The organism is Pseudobacteriovorax antillogorgiicola (assembly GCF_900177345.1).
GTDB lineage: Bacteria > Bdellovibrionota_B > Oligoflexia > Oligoflexales > Oligoflexaceae > Pseudobacteriovorax > Pseudobacteriovorax antillogorgiicola.
Window position 1 is genome coordinate 115,108 of the sequence record NZ_FWZT01000018.1, and the last position, 22,614, is coordinate 137,721.

At 44.4% G+C, this 22,614-nt stretch carries 14 protein-coding genes and 1 pseudogene; 4 read left to right on the plus strand and 11 right to left on the minus strand.

Features of this window, described 5'->3' with window-relative positions; genetic code table 11:
- Positions 1 to 17 precede the first annotated feature (17 nt).
- Together B9N89_RS21305 and B9N89_RS21310 are read right to left on the minus strand one after the other, a co-directional pair.
- On the minus strand, positions 18 to 830 hold the full coding sequence (locus B9N89_RS21305; RefSeq protein ID WP_200820755.1) for a hypothetical protein: 813 nt from the start codon (positions 828 to 830) through the stop codon (positions 18 to 20).
- 83 nt (positions 831 to 913) lie between these two features.
- The gene (locus B9N89_RS21310) at positions 914 to 1,579 is read right to left on the minus strand and encodes a YkgJ family cysteine cluster protein (protein ID WP_159455534.1); all 666 of its coding nucleotides are present in this window, start codon (positions 1,577 to 1,579) and stop codon (positions 914 to 916) included.
- A gap of 284 nt (positions 1,580 to 1,863) precedes the next feature.
- Between B9N89_RS21310 and B9N89_RS32465 the strand changes: the two are divergent.
- Positions 1,864 to 2,856, plus strand: a pseudogene (locus tag B9N89_RS32465) (peroxidase family protein); the annotation flags it as partial.
- Complete coding sequence (locus tag B9N89_RS32575; RefSeq protein ID WP_200820759.1) at positions 2,849 to 3,139, plus strand: hypothetical protein; 291 nt, start codon at positions 2,849 to 2,851, stop codon at positions 3,137 to 3,139. The pseudogene B9N89_RS32465 and the gene B9N89_RS32575, both read left to right, overlap by 8 nt.
- Before the next feature lie 49 nt (positions 3,140 to 3,188).
- On the opposite strand, the gene B9N89_RS21320 is transcribed toward B9N89_RS32575, so the two are convergent.
- From B9N89_RS21320 to B9N89_RS21335, 4 genes are all read right to left on the minus strand, one after another.
- Complete coding sequence (locus B9N89_RS21320) at positions 3,189 to 4,322, minus strand: endonuclease/exonuclease/phosphatase family protein (protein ID WP_132322288.1); 1,134 nt, start codon at positions 4,320 to 4,322, stop codon at positions 3,189 to 3,191.
- A gap of 164 nt (positions 4,323 to 4,486) precedes the next feature.
- The gene (locus tag B9N89_RS21325; RefSeq protein WP_132322286.1) at positions 4,487 to 4,843 is read right to left on the minus strand and encodes a hypothetical protein; all 357 of its coding nucleotides are present in this window, start codon (positions 4,841 to 4,843) and stop codon (positions 4,487 to 4,489) included.
- A complete protein-coding gene (locus tag B9N89_RS21330) occupies positions 4,840 to 5,886 on the minus strand; it encodes a hypothetical protein (RefSeq protein ID WP_132322284.1) in 1,047 nt (348 codons plus the stop codon). Before B9N89_RS21330 ends, B9N89_RS21325 begins: the two co-directional genes overlap by 4 nt.
- Positions 5,883 to 6,251, minus strand: a complete 369-nt coding sequence (locus tag B9N89_RS21335; RefSeq protein ID WP_132322282.1) for a hypothetical protein — start codon at positions 6,249 to 6,251, stop codon at positions 5,883 to 5,885. The genes B9N89_RS21330 and B9N89_RS21335 overlap by 4 nt, the downstream gene beginning before the upstream one ends.
- A gap of 325 nt (positions 6,252 to 6,576) precedes the next feature.
- Here B9N89_RS21335 and B9N89_RS21340 point away from each other — a divergent pair, with 325 nt between their 5' ends.
- Complete coding sequence (locus B9N89_RS21340) at positions 6,577 to 7,134, plus strand: DUF4156 domain-containing protein (RefSeq protein WP_132322280.1); 558 nt, start codon at positions 6,577 to 6,579, stop codon at positions 7,132 to 7,134.
- Between the two features lie 200 nt (positions 7,135 to 7,334).
- Here the strand turns inward: B9N89_RS21340 and B9N89_RS21345 are convergent, their stop codons facing one another.
- The gene (locus B9N89_RS21345) at positions 7,335 to 8,267 is read right to left on the minus strand and encodes a hypothetical protein (protein WP_132322278.1); all 933 of its coding nucleotides are present in this window, start codon (positions 8,265 to 8,267) and stop codon (positions 7,335 to 7,337) included.
- Between the two features lie 414 nt (positions 8,268 to 8,681).
- On the opposite strand from B9N89_RS21345, the gene B9N89_RS21350 reads away from it, so the two are divergent.
- Entirely contained in the window at positions 8,682 to 10,280 is a 1,599-nt protein-coding gene (locus B9N89_RS21350) for an HmuY family protein (protein WP_132322276.1), read from the plus strand.
- Positions 10,281 to 10,320: 40 nt separating this feature from the next.
- Here B9N89_RS21350 and B9N89_RS21355 read toward each other — a convergent pair whose 3' ends face one another.
- From B9N89_RS21355 to B9N89_RS21370, 4 genes are all read right to left on the minus strand, one after another.
- The gene (locus B9N89_RS21355) at positions 10,321 to 13,167 is read right to left on the minus strand and encodes an ATP-binding protein (protein ID WP_132322274.1); all 2,847 of its coding nucleotides are present in this window, start codon (positions 13,165 to 13,167) and stop codon (positions 10,321 to 10,323) included.
- 186 nt (positions 13,168 to 13,353) lie between these two features.
- Positions 13,354 to 18,051 carry a serine hydrolase gene (locus B9N89_RS21360; protein WP_132322272.1) on the minus strand — a complete coding sequence of 1,566 codons (4,698 nt, stop codon included), beginning with the start codon at positions 18,049 to 18,051 and terminating at the stop codon, positions 13,354 to 13,356.
- A 138-nt stretch (positions 18,052 to 18,189) separates the two neighbouring features.
- The gene (locus B9N89_RS21365) at positions 18,190 to 20,706 is read right to left on the minus strand and encodes a TonB-dependent receptor plug domain-containing protein (RefSeq protein WP_132322270.1); all 2,517 of its coding nucleotides are present in this window, start codon (positions 20,704 to 20,706) and stop codon (positions 18,190 to 18,192) included.
- A gap of 155 nt (positions 20,707 to 20,861) precedes the next feature.
- Complete coding sequence (locus tag B9N89_RS21370; protein ID WP_132322268.1) at positions 20,862 to 22,223, minus strand: L,D-transpeptidase family protein; 1,362 nt, start codon at positions 22,221 to 22,223, stop codon at positions 20,862 to 20,864.
- Positions 22,224 to 22,614 lie beyond the last annotated feature (391 nt).

The following is a 22,614-nucleotide window of genomic DNA, read 5'->3' on the forward strand; positions in this document are numbered from 1 at the left end:
TTCGAACCTGGCTAAAGTTAAAGCTGAGAGCGATTCCTGCCAAAGGCTTTCATAGCGAGAAAACTAAGGGTTGCAAAGACCCCAGCTAACATGACGAATAGTTCTATGCCAATACTTCTTTCCTGAGACTTTGCAGCCACAAGGCCAACGATTGTTGGAGCAATGTATTGATTGACAAATAGAATCGCAAAGATCACTCGATTAGCACTACCATCCCGGAGAAATCGCCAAAGAAATAGATTTTTATTTGATAGGGCTGCAACTACAGCATAAGATGCCATGAAGGCCATTTCAAGGATGGAAATTCCGCTCCTAGGATCAATCTTTGAGCTTATATAAACGGGGTTGTCTAGAACATGACCTAGCAAACTAATACCCCCAGGGAGCAAGGCTAGGTGAAGGAGAATATCATCTATTATAAAACCCTGCCGGGGAGTATCACGTAAGATAACGAGAAGCTCGTAGCAGCAAAAGAGAATCAATCCAACCGACGTCATGATGGATGTGGGAACCAAGCTTGGAAATGAATCGAGAAGAAGGCTTGGTACTATTAGTTGCGCCATGATCGAAGAAAGGTTGCCACCAAGAGTCAGGCCAAGAGCAGCCATTGCTAGAGGTGTGGGAAATGCTTGAAGGTGTTTGAGAGCCAGGCGACTGCCAGACATCAAAGCCAGAGATAGAGATGTGAAAGGTGATAGGACTGGCGACGTTTCTGAATATAACAAGCCTTGTCCCAAAAAAATCCAAGCAGCAAGTGTTGCGATCGATCCTATTAGGATGATTCCATCGAGAAAGTTGATAATACCTTTCAGGTAGGTTCGGTAATTCAAAGCAGGCTCCCATACCAGTTCGTATGCTCTATGCTGCCAAGAATAGTTGCACTTTTGACAAAAGTCCCGCGGAAATGTTGTTTCTAGGACTTAAGCTTCTTTTGAACGAATGATGTGATAGATTGGCTTGGGTATTTATTCATCAAGGCGCTGAGAAAGGTGTCGCAGGGAAAGTTGCTAGAATAATCAATGAGCCCTCGATCACCTGTCTTACAGAATTTGGGCTCTGATAAAACATAATAGCGACGACATACCAAAGGCCTCTGATCATAAATCTGACAGTTATGAGCCTCATCGAGAAAAACACAGGCACGATCGGTATATTCAAGCTGCGACCAATCCCCTTTGCTGGCTGTTTGTCGATCCAAACGGCTCTGATTGATGACGAGTTGACGATCCTCCACAGCCTGCCATATACGCTCTTCTTCCATGCTAAGGATGTCGACTCTTTGATGACAGCACGCAGAACATTGAGGGCCACAGCTAATTTTTTTAGGTTCCATCGTGAAAGCTTGTTCAATCAGTGAGATGGCCTCCTTATAGTCCTCATCTGGGTCGCTACTCTTTAGGCGCACACTGGTTTGATTGAGAAGAGTACGAAAGGCTTTCTTGTGCTCTGTGGCAACATCATCTCGGGTGAGAACTTCATAAGCAAAGCCATTCAGGCTCGCGGTCTTACTATGTTCGAGGCGTTTTTTGCGTCGCTTGATTTGGCGCAAGGCTGACTTCTTGGCTTTGGCCTTTGACATGGGGACTCTTTGACTAAAAAATGTATAGTTCAAGTTTATCATTGGTCACTTGAAAGATCTTGCCTAGTGTTATTCCCACCTCGTCCAAGCACAGTATGCAGCAGGAAAAATTGTTTTTTTTCATTATAATGCATTCATGATACTTTGTCGGGATACACTCAAATGTATTTAGAACTAAAGAATTGCTTCGGAGGACAAGCATGAGAAAGCTCAGCTTATGGGCAGCTGCTATTGGGATCGCAGCCTTTGGTATGACACACGCTTCCTTATCAGCAAAGCCGGCTATGAAGTCTGGTGGAGGAAAGGTGGTTGAGGGTGCACCTAAGGACAATAGTTTCTGGTGGCCGGATCAACTGAATCTATCGAGCCTCAGGGATCACGACCCTCGCTCGAATCCTCTCGGCGAGGATTTTAATTATGCCGAAGCCTTTAAAAAGCTTGATCTAAAGGCCGTTAAGCAAGACATTGACAAGCTACTAACCACGTCTCAAGCCTGGTGGCCGGCAGATTTCGGTAACTATGGCCCATTCTTTATCCGTATGTCCTGGCACAGTGCAGGAACTTATCGAACACTCGATGGTCGCGGTGGTGGTGGTCAGATGCGGTTTGACCCTCTCAATTGCTGGCCTGACAATGGCAATCTTGACAAGGCACGGCGTCAGCTATGGCCAATTAAGCAAAAGTACGGACCGTCTTTGTCATGAGTGGAAGCAGACTAAGAGCCCAGCCTGTGCCATCCAATGGGTTCCAAAGGATAAGTCTCTCCCTAAATCGGTGCCTGATGCTCATGTCAATGGCAAGATGAACCCTCCAGTGATGACCACTGCGGATCTTGCAATCAAGTTTGATGCAAAATACAAAAAGATCGCTGAGCGATTCTTAGCCAATCCCGAAGAGTATCAAATGGCTTTTGCTAAGGCCTGGTACAAGCTTACTCATCGAGACATGGGACCGAAAGCTCGGTATCTGGGCTCAGAAGTTCCCAAGGATGAATTGATCTGGCAAGATCCGATTCCCCCTGTGGACTACAAGATGATTGACGAGGATAATATCTCCTTTTCAAGGAAGAAATCTTAGACTCAGGACTAAGTGTTTCTGAGTTGGTTCGCACAGTGTGGGCAGCTGGATCAAGCTTCAGAGCTTCCAATATGCGTGGTGGAGCGAATGGTGCACGCTTGGCGTTGGCGCCACAAAAGGATTGGGCTGTCAACAATCCTAAAGAGCTAGCCAAGGTTCTCAGTAAGCTGAAAGATATTCAAAAGGATTTCAATGAGTCTTGGTTTAGTAAATAATGATTTTTTTGTCAATCTGCTCGATATGTCTTACCAATGGCGTAAGGCCAAGGGGCAAGGGCTCTATGAAGGCCTCGATCGAAAGTCAGGGAAGGTAGTCTATATTGCTACACCTGTAGACTTAATCTTTGGATCTAATACAGAGCTTCGTGATGTGGCTGAGGTATACGCTTTTTCAGATTCAAAGCAACGCTTCGTCAAGGATTTTGCAAGGGCCTGGACCAAAGTTATGGAGCTAGATCGCTTTGATTTGCGTCACAGCCTCTAGTGGATGATTGAAAGGGAGACTTGATCTCCCTTTCAATCTCTAAAATACGCTATTTAACTGTTATTTCAAGCCAGACAAGACCATGATCGGAAACACTGGCATCCCACTCCACAGCGCCCTGATTCACTAGGAAGTTGTCAGAAGGAAGCACATAGTCAACTCGTAAGGCCCATGAAGCCGTATCATCGTCGTCATCAGCATATCCGAAACGAGTACGATCATGATACCTGGCTAGCTTTGGCTTATAGTCTAAAATACGAGGGTGGCTTAGCAACCAACGTTTCATCGGGTTGCCGATGCTATCTCCATCGTTTGGGTCAGCATTTAAGTCGCCTAGAATAACAAAGGCAGCATTCTCAGGTAAACCGCCTCGACGTCCAGCATCGTCTGTGATAAATCTCTGTCCATTAATATATTCAGCCCAAAATCTAATCTCATCGTGATTGCGAGCTCCGTTTCGATCTTCTTCACCATCAAAGACAGGTGGTGTGGGGTGACTTGCTAGGACATGTAGGATAGTGTCGTCTCCTAATTGAACGGGTACATCTAAATGAGTCTTAGAACTCAATCGGAATTGAAGCCACTCCTCAGCGTTATACCAAGACTTACCTGTTTTGGGATCAACTGGCTTCATCGCTCCTGGCAGATCTTTCCAAAGAAATTTTTGAAAGCTTCTAACCTGAGACTCCAAGATCTTAAGGTCTTTCCGAACTAACACCGCAAGGGCATAATGCCCCGGAAATTCGCCAAATCCCCAGGCGTCGTTACCATACTCCCTGGGATTGATGTAAGGGTCGCTGACGATCTTACCGTTGTTGTCGAAATCAAAGCCTGAATGAACTCCGGTGTTGCTTGGAGTAGCAAGAGATCGGTAGCTGATGGGCTTAAGATTAATCCCTTGAGACTTGGCAAGGAAGCCATCAGCGAATCGCTGGCCATTATTATTCTGATCGTATGCGATTTCATTCAAAAGAATGATATCTGGCTGCACAGATTGAATCATGGCAGCCGCTTTCTTGAGGCGAGGATCTGATCCTGACTGAAGATCTTTAGCCTGGACATCCCAAAGGTTAAACGTAGCAATACGAATTGTATTATCATTGGCAAGTGATCTTGTAGGCCACAATAGGCTTGTTGACAAGGAAAACGATATTAAATAGTAGATTGTTCTGGCGATCAGCATAGATAGTCTCCGAAAATTTTTGCTTTGTATGGGAGTACATCTTTCTTGTAAAGGGCCAGTATAGAGAGGATGAAATGAAGACGTCAGAGTACTATGAAAACTTGAAAATAATAGAAACGTTTAGATGCATGCTAAGCTGTTCATGAAATGAAGAGCCTATCTCCCTAACAGGTATTCATCTGAGCCTCATCGCTCTCGCATTGATCTGCATCACATGAAGCGTTGAAGTCACGGCGATCGGAGCAGGTGCGATGAATGTGAAAGCACTGATTGTCCCCGATTCTTATTGTGAGCCAGAAGGAATCCTGTCCTCCATTAAGACGGCATTGCCAAGCATGAGCAATGCGTACAGACGAGCTAGAGTCAACGTAATAAGATACCTCGCGATATGCCGGTGTCACAGATATTGCCTTTCCTTCAGAATCGTCGTTACTGATAGCTAAGTAGATGACCGCTCCTTCTTTGCAATCACGACATCCTGATATTGACACTAGAATCAGTAGAAACAGGGTGAATCTCAAAGTAAGACCCCCATCTGAAAGTAAGCGCCAACGTCTCCATAGCCGGCGTTGGAATTGAAGCCGAAGGTATCAGAGTCTTCAATTCTGATTCCTTGACCGTCATCGAGATTGGATTGAACTCCAGAGTGATTCGGGACTATGCGCGCATGAGCGACAGTAGAAATACCACCTTCATAGTACACTTGGAAGTAGGAATAGCGGTTCAAGACACCTACTCCTAGTCGGGTATAAATGAAGCTCCACTTGGCATCCAATTCGATGGGTAGATTATCGCCAAAGATCACGTGACGCTTACCCTGACCACCATAGTAGGTCGCCCCAAGTTTGAAGTAGCTGTTAGCGTCTTGGTGATGGATTGCTGGAAATATGAGCGCACTAAGTGAAATAGGATTGCCAATGAGGTTGCGTTTAGACTGGAAGCCATAGCCGATCTGTAGGGCATAGTTGTGCCAGCCGTAGCCGCCGCTAACACCTATTCCATGGCTAGAATGTGAGGTCCCACCGTCGACTCCAATGAACATCCCATTGAGCTTGGCAGCGACAACAGCCTTGTCTGTAATATGGGGTTCAATTTCCAGCTCAGTAGGTGGCTGAGTTGCACTCTTAGGAAAGGCAAAAGGCTCCCCTTGTTCTAAATGATCACCCCAACTCGAAATTTGATAGGTTTCTATAGCTCGTTTCAAGTGAGTATCGAGCAAGCGAGTTGAATTGATGGAATACGTGTTTGCTGAAGGATTACCTAATTTTTTCTTGAGCCTTCGATCCGATTCCTCAATGGCATAATCAGAATAGACTGATTTCAGAAACAGATAGCTCCAGCACCAGCCACCATAGGCAAAGGCAGTTATAAAACACGCTGTAGGATGAAAAATAGAGAGTTCATAATTTATCGTTTGTTCCACAGTGACATGCTTGCTTGTTACTCTAGGATCATTGATACGAAAGCTATCTGCGAAAGTCACTTCCGTTTCGATATCATAGGCTATGGTTGTACAAGCCAGGTTTAATGTCATCAAGATTGATAGGGGCAATGGGGATTTCATAGCTGGATCCCTGGTTCAATAAATCGAATATCAGCGTGCTCTATATCAAAACCATCACCACCGTAGATCTGGCTCAATTTTTTCCTGATTTCGAATTCTGCATCTTCAATATCGAAATCGAAAGGAACAGCTTGATAGAGCCAGCAGGCTCCCCCGTAAGCAACAAACGTCAGACCGCAGGCCCATGCGATCCATGCTGTTGAAGTTCTGTGGGTGTAGGAAAAGATGATCTTCTTATCTCGAACTTTCTGGCTATTAGGCTTGGATACCCAAGCTTCCACGTGGTAGTGAATGCGATAGGAGATACAGCTAGTTTGCGTACTGGCTAGGATCAGGCAGAGTATCAGACGCAGCTGGAGGTACATAAGAGTTCCTCAGAGGGTTTGATGTTCGATTAGCATGGCCAAGGATACCATAAAACTGCGGGTATGTGGGGAAGTTATCTGGCTGAATTGACGTCTTTAGGACCTTAAAATTCTTTTTTAACAGTAGGTTAGGGGACTGCTTTTCCTTCAAAGTGGACCGTTGGTGGGTATGTCAAAATAATGATAGAGTAATGCAATAAACGGCGGGGGTGACTGTCCTAAAGACCTAGGCCATACCTGTGCAATAACATCAATCAGTTGTCATGGAAACTGGCTCGATAAGAAGTCAACAAATTTGTCAAATCCATCATATGGAGCCATCCCATTGAAATTTTTTGCTGGTATTAGTTTCATCTTTCTTTGTTCTTGCGTCCATCTTAGCTACCCTCAGTATGCTGATTTAATGGAGGGAGAATCCGTTAACGTCCTTGAGAATATCGCTGATCAATGTGTCTACCAAGGGTTGGTGCATGGTACCATCCGGAATAGCGACCTAGAGTTTGCAGTGGAAAATGCCTTCCGTATGGCGCGTAACGAAGCAACTTCTATAGGCGCTGACACAATACTATATAGCGATACCCTATACCAGCCTGCGATGGGAGATCACGCGGTTGCCATCGAGTTTGAAAGCTATCGTTGTGGGCAAACAGAAGCTAATCCATTGCATGTTTCTCAGACGCAAGCCCTAGCAAGTGGTGAAGCCCAAAGGCAAAAACTTCAAGCTGAAGCGACAGCCAGAGCAGTTCATGCAGCCCATCAAGCAGCTATGCTTTCTGCACAGCAGGCGGCTCAACAAGCTGCTATGCAAGCGGCTCAACAGGCTGCTATGCAAGCGGCTCAACAGGCTGCCCAGGCATCTACGATGCATATGCATCACCCCTAACCGGGTGCACCTGGACATCTATGAAACTTTAATTTCTCTAAAAGAAAAAAGGATCACTCGATCTGGTTACCGAGCTTTGAATGTACTAATCATGGCTACTAGAGAATAGCATTCAGGGCACGAGCTAAGCAGTGGTTCGCGTGGTTCGCGTGGTACCAAGGTACAATCAGATTCTTAGATAGCTAGGGGTCTCTGCTGTATTAGATGTCTCCTACTTCGAGCTTACAACTTCTAGTATGAAGATCACTTGAAGCGTCATGGTCACTATCACATTTTAGGACAAAGTGAGCCATGTCACTCAAACTTTCCCTCTCAACAAGTAGACTGCTGTAATCTAACTCTTCCAACTTCTTTCTTAGACAAGAGTGAAAGAAGCTTCCAGGGATTGTGTGCCGAAATTTCTTTATAACTGGCGGCTTGCCCCGACTCACAAGAAGCTCGAAAATTTCATTTCCCTCAAGGATAACTGTACCGCCTCGATAAACTCCTGTTTCGTTAGCCATACAGCCTTGAAATCTATCGATGCGATTTCGCAGAAAAATAGCCAGTGTAGTTCTATTTCTTATTTTAACTTCTCCAGCTTTCGGCAAGAGACTAGACAACGAGATTTTCTGTTTAGCTCTAGTCTTAGTTTTAGGATTTGGGACACCGTCCTTCCCATTGCAATCAAACCTAGATTCGGCAGAATGCTCGAAAATCACTTTTCTATTGATAATTTTTGCCCCGTTGTAAGATATAAGGCAGGCGTTGGAACTTTTGCCAATAAAGACCAAAAGTTTCTTAAGATGTCGATCCTCAATCTTCATTTCGTTTTCGAAGTAGAAACCTTCATACTTCACACCTCCAACAATTTTTGTTCCGGCTAATTCGTTCGCACTTATGACACCGACTTGAGATATCATTCTTGAATCTTTGAAGTAGCTAAAAGTGATTGGTTTTTCTAATGTTGCCCAACTAACTCTGACTTCGTTACCTTGGTCTTTAATCCTCAACTTAGTTTCGTAGCTTTGGGTCTTGCTGTCGAAGGTTAGAGCAACTCCTGTCCCCTTCACTACCTCAAACGGATGAGCAGCTAACCAAGTGCTCAGCGAAATCAGACAAAATACAACAACTACATGAAATCCTGGCCTCATAGACAACCTTTCTTGGAAAAGACAAGTTTCTATCGGAATACAATCAGTAGCCCGACAGTGAAAAGAGTCCTTTGGGCGAAAAAAATTGCTTTGAGGTAAAAAAGTGTAGGTCAAAAAGATATTCGATGCGATCGCCTAGTGCGGGGGACCAATATAGGAAAAAAACTGATTGGAGAGCTAGTGGGATTTGTAGTCGCTTGCTGGGCTTAGTCAAATTTAATTTAAAGTATTCAGTAAATTATTAGACGATATACTAAAATGCGTGGGTATATTCTTTATATCCCAATAATACAAGTAGTTTATACTGTAGTGTGTGACGTCTAACGATTGTTACTATTTATCAGATTCCGCTAAAGCTTAACAGAAAAATTCCGATAATGAAAATGATTATCAATATTATTAGAGGGACCAATCATGTTTCGTATTCTATTCGTCCTCGCATTAGTAACCTCATGCGGACGCAGTTCAGATAAAAATAGCCACCATATGAGTGGTGAGGATTCAATTATTAGTGGGGATCAGGCTTCAGACGAGAGTGTACCTCAGGAAGCAAAAGAGCTAGGATTGCCTGTTGCAATCACACAGAACGGCGCGATTTATGAAGTCGAGGTTGATGCTTCGTCACGGGAAGATGCTGTTTTCTTAATCTTCAAAGACGGGAGCCTTGCATTAGGAAGTGCTGAAAGTCAGTGGGCTATCTCGGTGAAACGAACGCAGTTTCAAACCAATTCAGGAACCAGTGGTAGCCTGGGGTTTGGTACTTTCGATACCGAACAATCAGACTTTTCCGCTATCGAAAACTGCAATCCTAGTAGTATGTCCTATGATGAAGACTTACCGATTCCAGGACCTCCAGGGGCCGGGACATTTTCAGGAAATCCAGTTCTAAATGCATGGTATAATTACGATTCAAATACTCACCAAGTTAGCTCTAAAAACCATATCTACCTGATTGCCCGTGAGGGTGAGTGCTTTAAGTTTCAGATCAATGCCTATAACGATGGAGTCTATCGTTTTACTTTAGAGGATCTCAGCCATAGCATGGAATTGCCTGGGGAAGATGAGGGTACTATCCCAGATGATGAAGGACCAGTTGTAATAGATGCATCGTCTACAGACTCAACAGTTTACCTAAAGTTTTTGGATGGCAATCTACTGATAACAGATGCAATGGATAACTGGCACCTTTCTATAAAAAGAACCCTGTTTCAAACCAACTCAGGAACTTCCGGGTCCCTTGATTTTCGTGCCGGTGCGGCAGAGATGCCGTTCGAGGCGATGTCCGAATGTAGTGTGACAGGCCTTATCGCCGACGAGATGCTCCCGGTCCCAGGTCCTCCTGGATCAGGCGAATTCTCAGGCAACGCTATCCTCAATGATTGGTATGACTACGACGTTCAAACCCATACCGTATCTCCAAAGGATCTGGCCTTTCTATTAAGCGATAGCAAGTCGTGTTTTATGTTTCAAATTCTTAGTTATCAGGATGGAGTCTACGAATTGAAGACTACTGAGTTACCAGTTGGGAATATATCAGAGCCTGAAGATCTTAGTCAGCATCTTGGAATAGATGCCAGTTCATCTATAGAGGCAGTTTTCATCGGCTTTCACGAAGGTCAACTGACAGCTACTAGCTCTGATGGACAGTGGGTTTTGTCGGTGAAGAGAACAATGTTTCAATCAAACTCTGGTTCCAGTGGGGATGGTAGTTTCGGAGTCTATGAGTCTGCTCTTACATTCGAAGATATCATCACTTGTGATTTTGAAACTTTAAGCTTTGACGAAGCCCTACCGGTCCCAGGACCACCCGGATCTGGAACATTTTCAGGAAATCCTGTATTAAATGATTGGTATAACTACGACTCCGTAACTCACCAAGTCAGCTCGAAAGAAGCGGTATATGTAGTTTCCGATGGAGATATGATCTGTTTTAAGATTCAAGTTTTGTCGTATATAGATGGCCTTTATCAAGTTCGATCTGAGGAATTAAGTCTTCAGGAAGAACCGATCTAGATGATATAAGCTTTCTCTCTGAGAAGGACACTAAAGAATACTAGGAGCTTTTCAAGCTAAGTTGCTGCGATTCAAGAGGGAAGACAGGTATTTTAATAATAAACTCAAAATCGTAGTAGCCTGGCTTTTTTTCGAGACCTAAGACAAGTTGGATGGAGCCATCGATTTCATCTAGAAATCGCCTGACGGCCTCCATTCCAACTCCCCTCCCTGAAATCTCCGATACAGACTGAGCTGTCGAGACACCAGTATGAAAGACGCTTTCAGCAATCTCCTGCTGAGTGCTATCTTGGTTAAGAATTCCTTTCTTGATGCCAGTCTCTTTTAGTTGATCCAGTGCCATACCTCTACCATCGTCGCTCATATGAATTTCAAGCAGACCATCAGAAACTTTTGCATGCATCTTGATAGTGCCATGGACTGACTTATTTGCTCTTTTTCGTTCATCTATCGATTCGATTCCATGATCAAGTGAGTTCCTTAACAGGTGGATCATGCATTGGTCCAACGTGATCTTGGCTTGGCTGGGTATGCCAAGATCTGGTGCGCTGACATCGAAATTTGGCTCTTCTTTATCCAGATCTCTTGCTATCTTGATAGCTCGATTCTTATACTCCTCGAAAACACCTGGGAGTTGTTCAAAGATCATATCGGTTAGTGTTTGGGTGTGTTTATGAATAATTTCGATTATGCTGTCAGATAGAATCGATTCCTGGCTTATGAAAGACTTTAGAAAATAGTAGTGTTGCTCAATAAACTCTCGATCTACCTTTACCTTACCGATATCGCTTAAACGATTGAGCTTTTCTTCATTGATCTTTTTGTAGCTAACCCAAGTTTGTTTACATTCCTCGATGTCGCACTGAAGCCGCTTCATATTCGGGGGCTCGCCCCGTAGAATTTCGGAATAGTGTTCCTCGGCATGGTGGATCACTTTCGCCAAATCAGTGAGGTGTAAAGTTCGAGCGGCTCCTTTTATGGTATGTGCGTTGACAAATAGCATTTTAATTTGTTCCTCTCGAATATTGGCTCCAAGAATCAATCTTTCGTTCTCTTGAAGTAGTTGTTCAGAGGTTGAAAAAAACTGTTCCGCTTTTCCAGTAGGCACATTGGCAAGCTCCTGGAGTCGATTCATCTCGATTCTTTGGAAGGTTGTTTCTAGCTCCAATATTCTCTCCGAGGTGACATCAAGTAGTGTCACTAAAATAGACTGTATAACTCCTTCGCTTGATGCTTGATAGTTCCAAGTAGCCTTTAGAAATTTGAGTTTACCATTAATGTTGTAGCCAAATTCACTGGGGAATTTATCTGCATTCACTTCAAAGTTGAGATCCCGTTCTCCAATACATAGCAGTATCGTTTGCCAGATCTGGTCGATACGATCGCCGCTGAGGTCAGTCGAACAAAGAATTTCATCTTTAAAGCTTTTCTGTTCTATGTCATCATGCTCTATGATCGACTTCAAGTGGGCAGAATAATCGGATCCAATCAGGCCTTGCTGGCGAATTGATAAGACGCCTTGTGGAATATGATCAAATAGAGATCGAACCTCTCGTGTTTTCTCGTCTACAAGGGACTCAAGGTTATGGTTGAACTCTTTAAGCTGACGTTGCTGGCGCAAACTCCGGCGATAGGTAACAGAAAATTCCTTGGCATTGGCTAACGCGAGGGATAGAACCATACAAAAATTTGCTGTGAGGATATAGTAACCTTGTTCGGTTTCAGACCCTGAAGTATATATTTGAAGAAGTGGTGCCTGAAATAGGATCATGCCTGTGATGCCCATGAGTAGATAGGACAGTCCTGTGATCTTGTTTCTGAAACCAATCACAAGAGCAGCAATTAAGAATATAATACTGAGGGCAAATTTAGAGACAAATAGTACTCTTGAGACTGTTAAGATTTCTAGCCATATAGAAATGACAGTGATGATACTTAGCGCTAGACAAAAGGCAGAGAGTCTCTTAACTAGCTTCTGAGGAAGGTAACTTCGATTGATATAGAGCAACAGTTGTTGGAGAACACCTATACAGATTGCGTTGGCAGCGGTAAACGTATTTAAGTATTCGGATGGTGTTTGATTTGTCTCCAAGGAGTAAAGTAAGGAGAGAGTAAAACCACTAAAGGCGTAGAGGCTAAGCAAAAACGATGAATAGTTTGATCGTCGAAATAGCCATATAAATCCATAAAATACAGCGAGGATAAGGAAACAACCGATAAAGCTTTGTCGAATTAGACTCCTATTTTGTATCATAGACCTTAAGTAATAGTAGTCTCCTATGAATAGCATGGAGTGATGGATTAAGCTTATATTGCTGCCATTTCGTTTGGAACTAACATGGGAGATTAGATAGAAATCATCCTGCGTTTCAAATTGAATCAGAGGAGTGTTGGTTATGCGGTACTCAGGGTTCTTGGTTGATTCTCTACTTAAATTCCCAAATTCAAGAGCTTTAATAATGTTGTTGCCAGTAACAATGTAGCTAACTTGAGGGTGATAAATGCGAGTTATCTCCATTCCCAAAGGACTAGAATAGTCATTCTTGATCTTAAGAAGATAGGTTCCCCAATGAGCTGAAACAGTTTCGTTGGGGTGGTTATATGTTTTTTGATTCATCCTTGTGATGACTGACTTCGCTTTCAGTTCTTCAAATCGCTCCGAATTGAAACTATGAGGGTCGACCCATGTCTCGGGAACAAAGAGGATCTCCCCATAAATCTTAGTGATCTCTTGGGAGTTCAAACCTCGGATGTCAGCAACACCTTTATCTATATCGAAATGATTTTCCTCAGCGAAGCGATACACGCTGATTTTATGGAATAGGCTGGTATCAGCAAGTGTAATGCATGGCGTAAGGAGTGCTAGTAGAAATATCCATGCTGTCATTCAGCTATCCTCTGTAGAGATCCGTATCATTTATCGGTACTTATGAAAATGATTGAAGAAATCTCTTATGAATCGTTGCAGAAGAGTCGCGATGACTAAATCTATATCAATAAATATAGTGGGTTGTGTTTTTAGGGGGCTGCAGGCCGAGACCTGTTAAAGGCAGTCTCGACCTGCTAGGTCGTGTTAGATAAGCTCTTTTCGGAAGACTTTCAGTCTATTAAGACCGCCGTCGGGAAAGATTTTTAAACCGACTGCCGAGAATACTTGGTCACTATCGATCGAAAGTCTCAACTTATTACCGGCATAGGCTTTTGTTTTTGAAGTCTTGATAAGCTCAGTTTCTTTGTTGTTATCGAAACCGACGATGCTGATCTCATTAGGGTTGTTGTTCTTAAAAAACGTGAAGTCGATTTCGATATGAGAAATTGCAATTGGCTCTGCTAGCTGCACTTTTATATATTCAAAGTTTTCTCTATCGCGACTGCGGGCACTCTCAAATCCATCGAACATATGAAGTGGTGGCAGCGGAGAAAGTATCGCTTCCGCGGGGCCATAATGCTCGTTGGAAACATCTAGAATCCTGGCTCCCCGATAGCTTGAAGCAAAGTTTTTTTCATCATACTTCTTAGTTGGCAAATGACTTAGAATGCTCGTCGGGAGGGATGGTAACTTTGAAACTTTGGGAATTTCGTAGTCAAACCGTTTCCCTCTACTATCCTTCTGGAGTTTGAATTGGCCTTTGAGGTCTTCTGGAAGGTCTTCATAGAGACCGAGGCGGCTGATCCCACCATCTGGATACATCTTGAGCCGCCATTGACAGTACTTAGGGCTCTCGTTGTCAAGCCGAATTCGGTGTAGACTATGACCCGAAAGTGGGAAGTCTTCTAAGATAGGTTGCCAATTTTGCTTGTCCGAAGCACGTCCATATAGTGACGCTTGAGCACCATGATTGCCGTCGTGGTATTCGGTGGAAATCTGAATATACCGGACTTTACTGAGTTTCTGAATATTCATCTGGACTTCGTCAACACCTTTCGAATTGTGGCGTCGTGTTTCCCAGCTATCCATGACTTTCCCCTGCTTACCAAACAAGCTTGGGTCGAACGATGGGAGCCTGTCAGAAATCAAGTTCTCGGCTCGTGCAAAACTCTGATCGCTCACATATGTAATAGTTGCGTCATTTAAGATATTAAATTCAGCTATAGGGTCCAACTGTCCCTTATCAACTATGTTTTCCGGTAAGAGAGGCTCAAAACATCTGAATACTAAGTCCTTGAATCCGCGGTTAACTATCTGTTCTTGAGCTATGGACGTTAAGTCTGAGCATTGTTTGAACTGATGAGTATCAATACCTCGATAGGACTTCTCTGTAAGTATCAATTGAGCTAATCGGGAAAGATAAGGCACTCCATTATTGTCACCATTGCATAGGATCGTGAAGCCTTTTCCTCTATCGGGACCATCAAAACAGTGCAAAAACATCGCTCGAAATCCCTCATTAGCACCCTGATGGATTGCAAACCGATTTTGACCAGCCTTTCCAACGAATATGCCAAGTCCCATTTCTAATCCCATAAACTCCACAGAGCCCTTGTCATCACCGTGGAGCATCTTTATTGCAGTGTCATGAGAGATAGCTCCGGAGCCATCTAGATTGTGGTAGGCTTGCTCTAGATGACTCAAGAAGCGACAAACAGATTCTGCGTTGGCTTTAAAGCCTGCTGCAAAGCCTGGAAACCAAAATGGCCCTTTCGAGAAGGGTTCACCATTCTCTTGGATCGGTTCGGCTAATGAATGACTGAGATCAGAGCGGTCCAGACTCATATGATGGATGTCTAGCTCACTGAAGAAGCGTTTGGCGTGTTCGAAAGTTTGCCCTTTAGTTAGAAGATCGACGATATGTTCTAGCACCATGAAACCGGCTCCCGAGTAACTGAATCTAGAGCCTGGCTGATAAATGACCTCGATACTCTCATAGCCAAACTCTTCAGGGTCGTGTAGCAGGCTATAGATATTTTTCGGGGCCTGGTCTAAAGGGATTGCCTTTACGTAGTGCATATTGAGCCCTGTGTGGCTCATAAGATCCTTTATGGCAAGCTCTTCCAACCACTCAGGGTTCTCTCGGCAAGTCAGTCGAAATGGAGAATCGAGAAGCTCTAGGATCCTGTTAACATTGTCATCGATCGAAATGAGGTGTTCGCTCATTAATTCCATAGCAAAAGCACTGGCGATGGACTTACTAAGAGAAGCAATATCGAATCGGGTTTCAGGTTTAACTGGCTCGGAGCCCCGTTTTGTATCACCCCATGAAAGACTCTGAATGGAACCATTTTCGCTTACTGCTAAGCTGGTCCCTACTATTCCATACTGCTTGGCTAAAGATTCGCCTTTGGCGGCGATGGAGTCAGGCGGCTGATTTTGAAGTCGATTGAGAGTAATCGCTCCGAGGGCTTGCTGAGCATGAGTTAGTTCTTGGCTGGGTGAATTTCTAAGGCGTGTTTGTAGCGATTCAAGCATACGGGAGCCACTCAAGCCTTGAGCCGAGATCAAAAACTTAAAGCCGAACAATCTTTTGTACTGATCCCCGAGGCTCAATAGTTTTTCTCTTATATCTTGATCATCGCTTACCCCTGCCTGTTCACTCGCGGCTTTTTTATCTAAGCTGGCTCGCTCGGCGCCGATATCACCGTGATGCCTTGCAGCCTCTTGAACTTCTTCGATAGTGAGTGTTTGAAAAAAGTTCGAAACAGCATCACTATCCATGATTGGTAAGTCAGCCATGGTTTTTGCAAACCGATGGCAGGCACAGGCGTCATAGTAGGAGAGATACCGATCAAGCCAAGGACTAAGTCTATATTTCCCTGGGCACAAGTTCTGAGCTTCACGTAGAGGGTCCTCCGCCTCCCGAATTGTTTCAATCGTAAAAGGTAGCAGTAGTTCAGTTGCAAACTCAACTGGTTCAGGATCAGTCATTAACTGCAGCATGATCTGGAATGCAATGGGGTACCATTTTTTACTGTGCTCATCCCATTTAACTTGAACGGACTTTTCGTTGCTGGTGAGATCCTGTTGGATAAATATCTGCTCTTCATAGGCGATTCTAATGTAGTCGCCTAAGGAGAAGCGACCATGGTAAATTTCATGCCAAACCTCCCACCGTGAGCGCTCGGCTGTGGCCAAGTCATCCATAACACGGACGGCTTTTCCGTCTATACTAGTCGGGAGGGCGACACAACCATTGCCAGAGAGCCAGTCCGCGAGATACTGAAGACTTTGAAAAATGTTGTATCGAACTTCTTCAGGAGAGTTGTTTTTAACATAGTCTGACTCTGGAAGGTCTGCGACTATTAAGCGCCGATTAAAGAGGGGGTCATCTTTATCGATACTCGATGGCTCATTTTTGTCGAGCAACTCGGCAATCTGACTAGCATATGGATCATCAAGCAAATCATCGGCGAGATCTTTAATAATTTTGGATCGTGACGTTTCGTCCTCTTCCCAAGCGATGGCTATTGCTAGGCCGATTCTAACGAAATCGGGGTGAGCGAGCCAGAAGCCGTTCAAGCCTCTCCTAAGTTGTGTGATGGTGTCTTCAAAGAAGCCTTTTAATGCGACCTGAAATGATGGACTTTGTATATCACTTTCTAGGGGGAGGATACCATACATACCTCCTACAGTAATGCCGCCTCGTTCTCCTACAACCCTAGCCACAAGCTCATGAGAGGATTTAATATGTTTGATGACGATGTGAGGATCTGCTTTCACCGGGATTCTATAATTTGAGTCTTCTTTAAATAGTCTAGCTGTGGAGCCCAAGTAGTCGTGCCAGCCAAGAGAAACTCCGATAAAATAGGGATCTAGTGCATCCATGATCTCATTGACTCGAAAGATAGCTCTTGGGTTCTCTAAAACGATCATCAACCTTATCGCTCCAGGTTTGTAATCTGGGAACTCTTCGTGAAGAAGAAGCTCAGCGCTAGCAACCATATTCTTGATATATGCAGCCTCTTCCTCGTTTTCAATTTTTGGCACATAGAATATCAGTCCATCCTCATTTTGCCAGTTGTGGTAGAGGTGGAGCGCGAAGTCGTAAATATGGAGGGGGATGGGTTCTCCTCTATAGAACATAAAGTGGCAGGGAAGTGCTAAACCTGGAAAACGCTTGATAGGTAAGGAACGATGATCGTCGCTTAGTCGATACTCCTTGCCATTTTTGGGGTCCTTATATGAAAGACTCCCATCCAAGCAGTCCTTTAGATTCTCAGCAGCCTGCATCAGATCCCGTCTTAGGGGTGTTTTTGAGTCTTCTAGATCTGCGCCCCAACGAGGGCGAATATATTGCTTAGCTAACAACGATTCCACGATCGGTGGCTCATTCTCAAGGCGGCGATGGTAGGAGTTCATAGCGTTTATCGCCATTTTAGGGCTCTGTGGAGGCCCAAAAAGTGTAACCTGAGGACCTTTCCACTCTTCCTTATAGGGAGCCACTGATTGTCCGTGGGCTTTATGGAAGTTGTCAGTAAGAGGTCCGAAAACAATTCGATTGCTTTCATCCGCAAGTCCAATCGAGGTGCAATAATATTGTGACTGATAGTCCACGTGAGAGTCTCGGTTTACCTTGGTTAGAGCCCTGGTCCTATCATCTATGAACTTTCGATCCATCTGCCTTTGCTTAAGCACTCTAGCTAAGTTATTTTGGACTTTTAGGTGAATGTTAGTCATGAATTTCAGGGCTTTTGGAGTCTCAAGGCTACCTCCTTGGCCGAATTGGATCAGGTCTTTGTCATGATCGCAGGGGCTTCCTTCTGAAATTAGATAATCTTTTAGACGTGGGTGAATGTAGTCGTTGTAGTAAGGTATTTCATGGTTTTTATCACCCATCTGGAGCCCCCAATCAGTGCCGAAATAAAGATTTAAATGAATCGCAGAGTAAAACCTTTATGTTTTAGGTTCTTTCCTCTGCGATTGTCAATTGCGAAGGTTTTGACTAGCTGACAGGCACACTGATAGGTAGCAGAGCTAGAACGCTCGCGTTAGCTTCGCGTAGAACGTACGGCCACGAACGTTGTAGATATCCTTAGTTACACGGATGATCGAATCTGGGTCAGTAGGAGGTCGGTCAGCAAAGGCGTTGATAGCGCCCAGAGCCACGGTTCCGATGAAATCGTTTTGATAGCGGTATTGAAGGTCAAATCTTGTATATCTACTGAGGTAGCCATTGTCAGGATCAATTTTGCGATGCTTATCAATGCTAGTGCCAAGCAGGGTAAGGTTCTGGTTCTCCCAAGATAGAGTAGCAGCATTGACTGCTGTCCAACGTGGATTGAGATAGTTACCAAGCACCGATGTAAATCCTAGGCCAGGAAAGTCCTCACGCTTTTTCTCCAAAAATTGATTATAGTCATGAGTCATGGCGAGGGTGAGCGTTGGTAGTACACGGTAGTTATGCTGGATCTTTAAGTCGATTCCCGTGGAGCGATTGCCTGCGATGTTAAGAATAGGAGCTTTTAATATCGGGCTTTCGCCATCTGGCCTTTCGATCGATGCCCCGTACTTAGTGATATCGATACCTTTAGCAGCCGCATCAAATATAGCCTGTTCAGATTCGCCTTGGTCGAGTCCATTTTCAACTTCAAGCACCCAGTAGTCAGCACTGAAGTAGAATCGACGGCTGGGTTCAAATACCATTCCAACATTGAGAAAGTTAGCATTTTCTTCCTTGAGGTTTGGGTTGCCCCCGCTTTCTAGAATGACGGTTATAAAGTCACAAGCTTCTTCGATTTCCTCGGGCGAACGATTTTGGGATTGTGCAATACGGCAGCCCTGGTCATCTTTCACCGAAGCAGAGCTTTCAAATGGTTCAAGTCCCAGTTCTTGGAGAGGTGGGGCTTTAAAGGCTCGGCTTGCAGAGCCGCGAAAGGAAAGCTGTTTTAGGGGCTCCCACTTAAATGCTGCCTTTGGATTCGTAGTGTTACCGTAGTCGGAGTATGAGTCATAGCGCCCAGCGAAACTTAATTCAATTGAATCACTTACGGGAAGTACCATCTCAGCAAAAAGTGAATTAACCGTACGATCATTGTTTACAGTAAAGCCGGGGCCAGTGATCGTTTGTTCATCTTTTATAAGTTGATCCTGACCTTGATTGATCTCACTGTATTGTTGGGTACCACCAAAGGAAACTCCAACATAGCCGCCCGGCAATTCAAAAAGATCTCCACTGACAACAATACTGGACTCTGTTGTTAATGACTCTGTGAATCGATCCGTGGTCACCGCATAAGGGTCAAAGAGTGAGGCATTCTTACTGAGGTTGAATAGATCATCAGACGATACTGATTTTATGGCTGCAATGGACTCCTGCTCTAGATATTCGCCCTGAGTTCTCGTTCTCTCTGTGAAAGACCGTGAGAACCCCCCAAATACCTCGTATTCCCAACTACCTACAATATCGCCTTTAATCCCTCCGGAGTACTGATAGTTAAGGGTATTTTCATCGTCAACTCTTTGATCAGGCATTGCGATCTGAACCTCTACACCGTCCCCAGTTGTCAGGCCTAAGCCATTGAATAGCCCAAGCTGCTCGTCGCCAGGGAGGATTTCGAAATCAAGGCGATGTGGCTCGATAGTTTGACGATTATTGCGATTGGTGACACGACCACCTAGAAACACGCGATGGCTGGCATTGAGTTCATAGCTGGAGTCGATAAAAACCGAAGCGGATTCTTCCGCTGGTATGAGAGATCTTTCTTTCATATATTTGAAGCCACAACCGTCGCTACGTTGCAGGTTATCCGGACAGTTTGGGCCGAAGTAAAATTTACTCTTATCGGCTAACGAGCGGTATCGCCCATAAGGACTGCCTAAGCTTGATACCATTCGATTTCGGTCGACTACCCAGGGACGATCAACTCTGGCCAATTCGTCTCTCTTTTTAAATGATGCAACAACGATAAGATTTGCTCGCTCTGTGGAGAAACCTCCTGTAGCTGAAATTCTAGTTTCGTTGCCACCACCTTCTTCGGTAACTCTTTGCTCGATACTGGCTTCCACGCCCTGGAAAGTTTTCTTGGTGATAACGTTGATGACCCCGGCCAGGGCATCGGAACCATAGATCGCTGAAGCACCCTCTTTCATGATATCAATACGCTCTACCGCAGCCACGGGGATCATGTTGAGATCGACCGCATCAAAATTTGTATCTCGCTCTAATCTGCGACCATTAATTAGGACTAAGGTCCGCGATTCCCCTAGCCCACGAATATTTGCGTGGGCAACATTTGATGCAGAAGATAAGCCACCAGAATCCCAAGATCCAAAATTGTTAGCAGCTATCCCCCGCAGGACATCACTTAGATTTGCTGCTCCTAGTTGCTCGATGCGCTCTCGATCGATGATCTGTAGATTAGCTGAACCTTCAATATCCATACGCTTAATACGGGTTCCGGTGACTTCAACCCGCTCCACGTCTGCCTGAATAGGTGGCGATACGAGAATACCCAGTAATAGCCATGTGAATTTAGACCTGTGAGTGTGCATGTAAGACTCCTGTCAAAGCTGGTAGTATGTATTTTGCTGAGACATACTAGATCAACAGAAAAATTACCATGCATTTCACTGCAATTGATTCTTCTTGCTCTTGCAATTATGTAGTTATGATTGTGATAAGCCTTGATAGTCAAGGCTTTCCGTAACTATCGCTTGAGATCGACATCGGCATGGATCAGTAGGCTTGCCATTAGGGTGTCACGACGATATAGGTCCTTAACTTGGTACAGGCGTCCTGAATCATCGATCCAAACTGTGAAATAGACGATATGAATGGGAATGGGGTATTTTAGCTGCTGAGTCATGTGACGTTTCTCTTCTGGTAACTCAAGCCACTCACGTCCTCCTAAGAGAGTGAGATGTTGAGCAAGCTCAGTTGCTTTTTGAACACGAATACATCCAGAACTCAAGGCCGTTTGCTTACTACTAAAAAGATCACGGTTCGGGCTATCGTGGAGGTAGACTTGATAGCCGTTTTCAAAATTTATTTTAACATCACCGAGGGGATTGCTAGGTCCATAGGTTTGAATCGCGACGAGAGATTCCTGCTGATCCTTAGTCATTTGCAAAAATTGATCATTCTTTAAAGGGCGTAGTTGCCTTGACTCCTTTTCAAATAGGCGAAAGTCGAAGCGATCCAGATATGTAGGATCAGATTGTACCTTGGGCAGAATGTCTTGTGTCCATATCGTTTTGGGAACAGTCCAATTGGGGTGCCTGACGATACTGTCGATTTTTGAACTGAATACTGGGGTTTGCCTTGCCAGTCTTCCGATAATAATCCGGCTACTTATCAGTGTTCTATTGTCAGATACCAATGCTAGCGTGGCATTTGCTATATTTGCAATCACATAGTTTCGTCCTAGCTGACTATCAAGCCATCTCCATCGTTCCATATTCGCGAGAACCCGCCATTCCAGGCTTTGAAGGTTACGGTTTTGGGGAAGGTCACTGTGATGTTCTTGTAGCCACTTTGCGAGTCTTTGATAGCCGGGGTTCTGCGGGGCAAATAGCTCTAGTTTGGCTTCAAAATAGGGGCTTGGTACCAAGTCTGAAAGAATCGATAAAGGTAGCTTGCGCCTTGTCAAGGACCGCCAGTTTGAGTCTACTTTACGGGGATCTATTCCACCAAAACGTAAATGATGAGCCAAAGATATGGCGAGGTCCGCAACAAGAATGGACTCTTGCATGCTAACCCGATCACTTTTCTTAGCTTTGCTTTCAAGACGTTTTAGATAAACGAAAGAGCGATACTTAGCAATATCGATACCGTGTCTGTTTCCGATTCGGCGCATGATGGGAATCTGAGACAGATTGTATTTAGCAAGGGTTTGGTAGTTATTAGGGAATCTAGAAATGAACATCTTTATGTGAGGGCTATAGTTAAGAAGGAGCTCAGTTTTGGATAGACTATCAAGCCATAGATTTTGCTGGATTTTGTCATTCGAGCTGGTGGCACATGACAGTAATTGTAGGGCAAGCATGAAAGAGAGTGCAGATCGAAACACCCAAGACTCCTTTGGGGGATAAACTTAAATTTGACACTTGATACCATTGATAGTCGTTCGCGCAAACCCTGCTATTGGTAGCTCTATCGGCCCTGGCTCGAAGCGGGGCGCCATCCAAGGCCTTCACGGAGAAACACCGTGTAATTTCTATTCCTTAGGATCTCATAGAATGCGAACCGTACCCCCCTGATATAGATCACTAGGACAAAATGGTCTAGCCAAAAATGGATGACCTGTCGCTCAGGAGAGTTTTGCCACAACATCTCTAGCAATCGGGTCTTACATTCGTAATATCCGTACTTTACACGATACTGGGGTGTGCATGTTACTTTAAGATTGCTTTCGCATCTCTTCGTATTGATTTGCTTTGTCAATGACTTCACCTCATAGA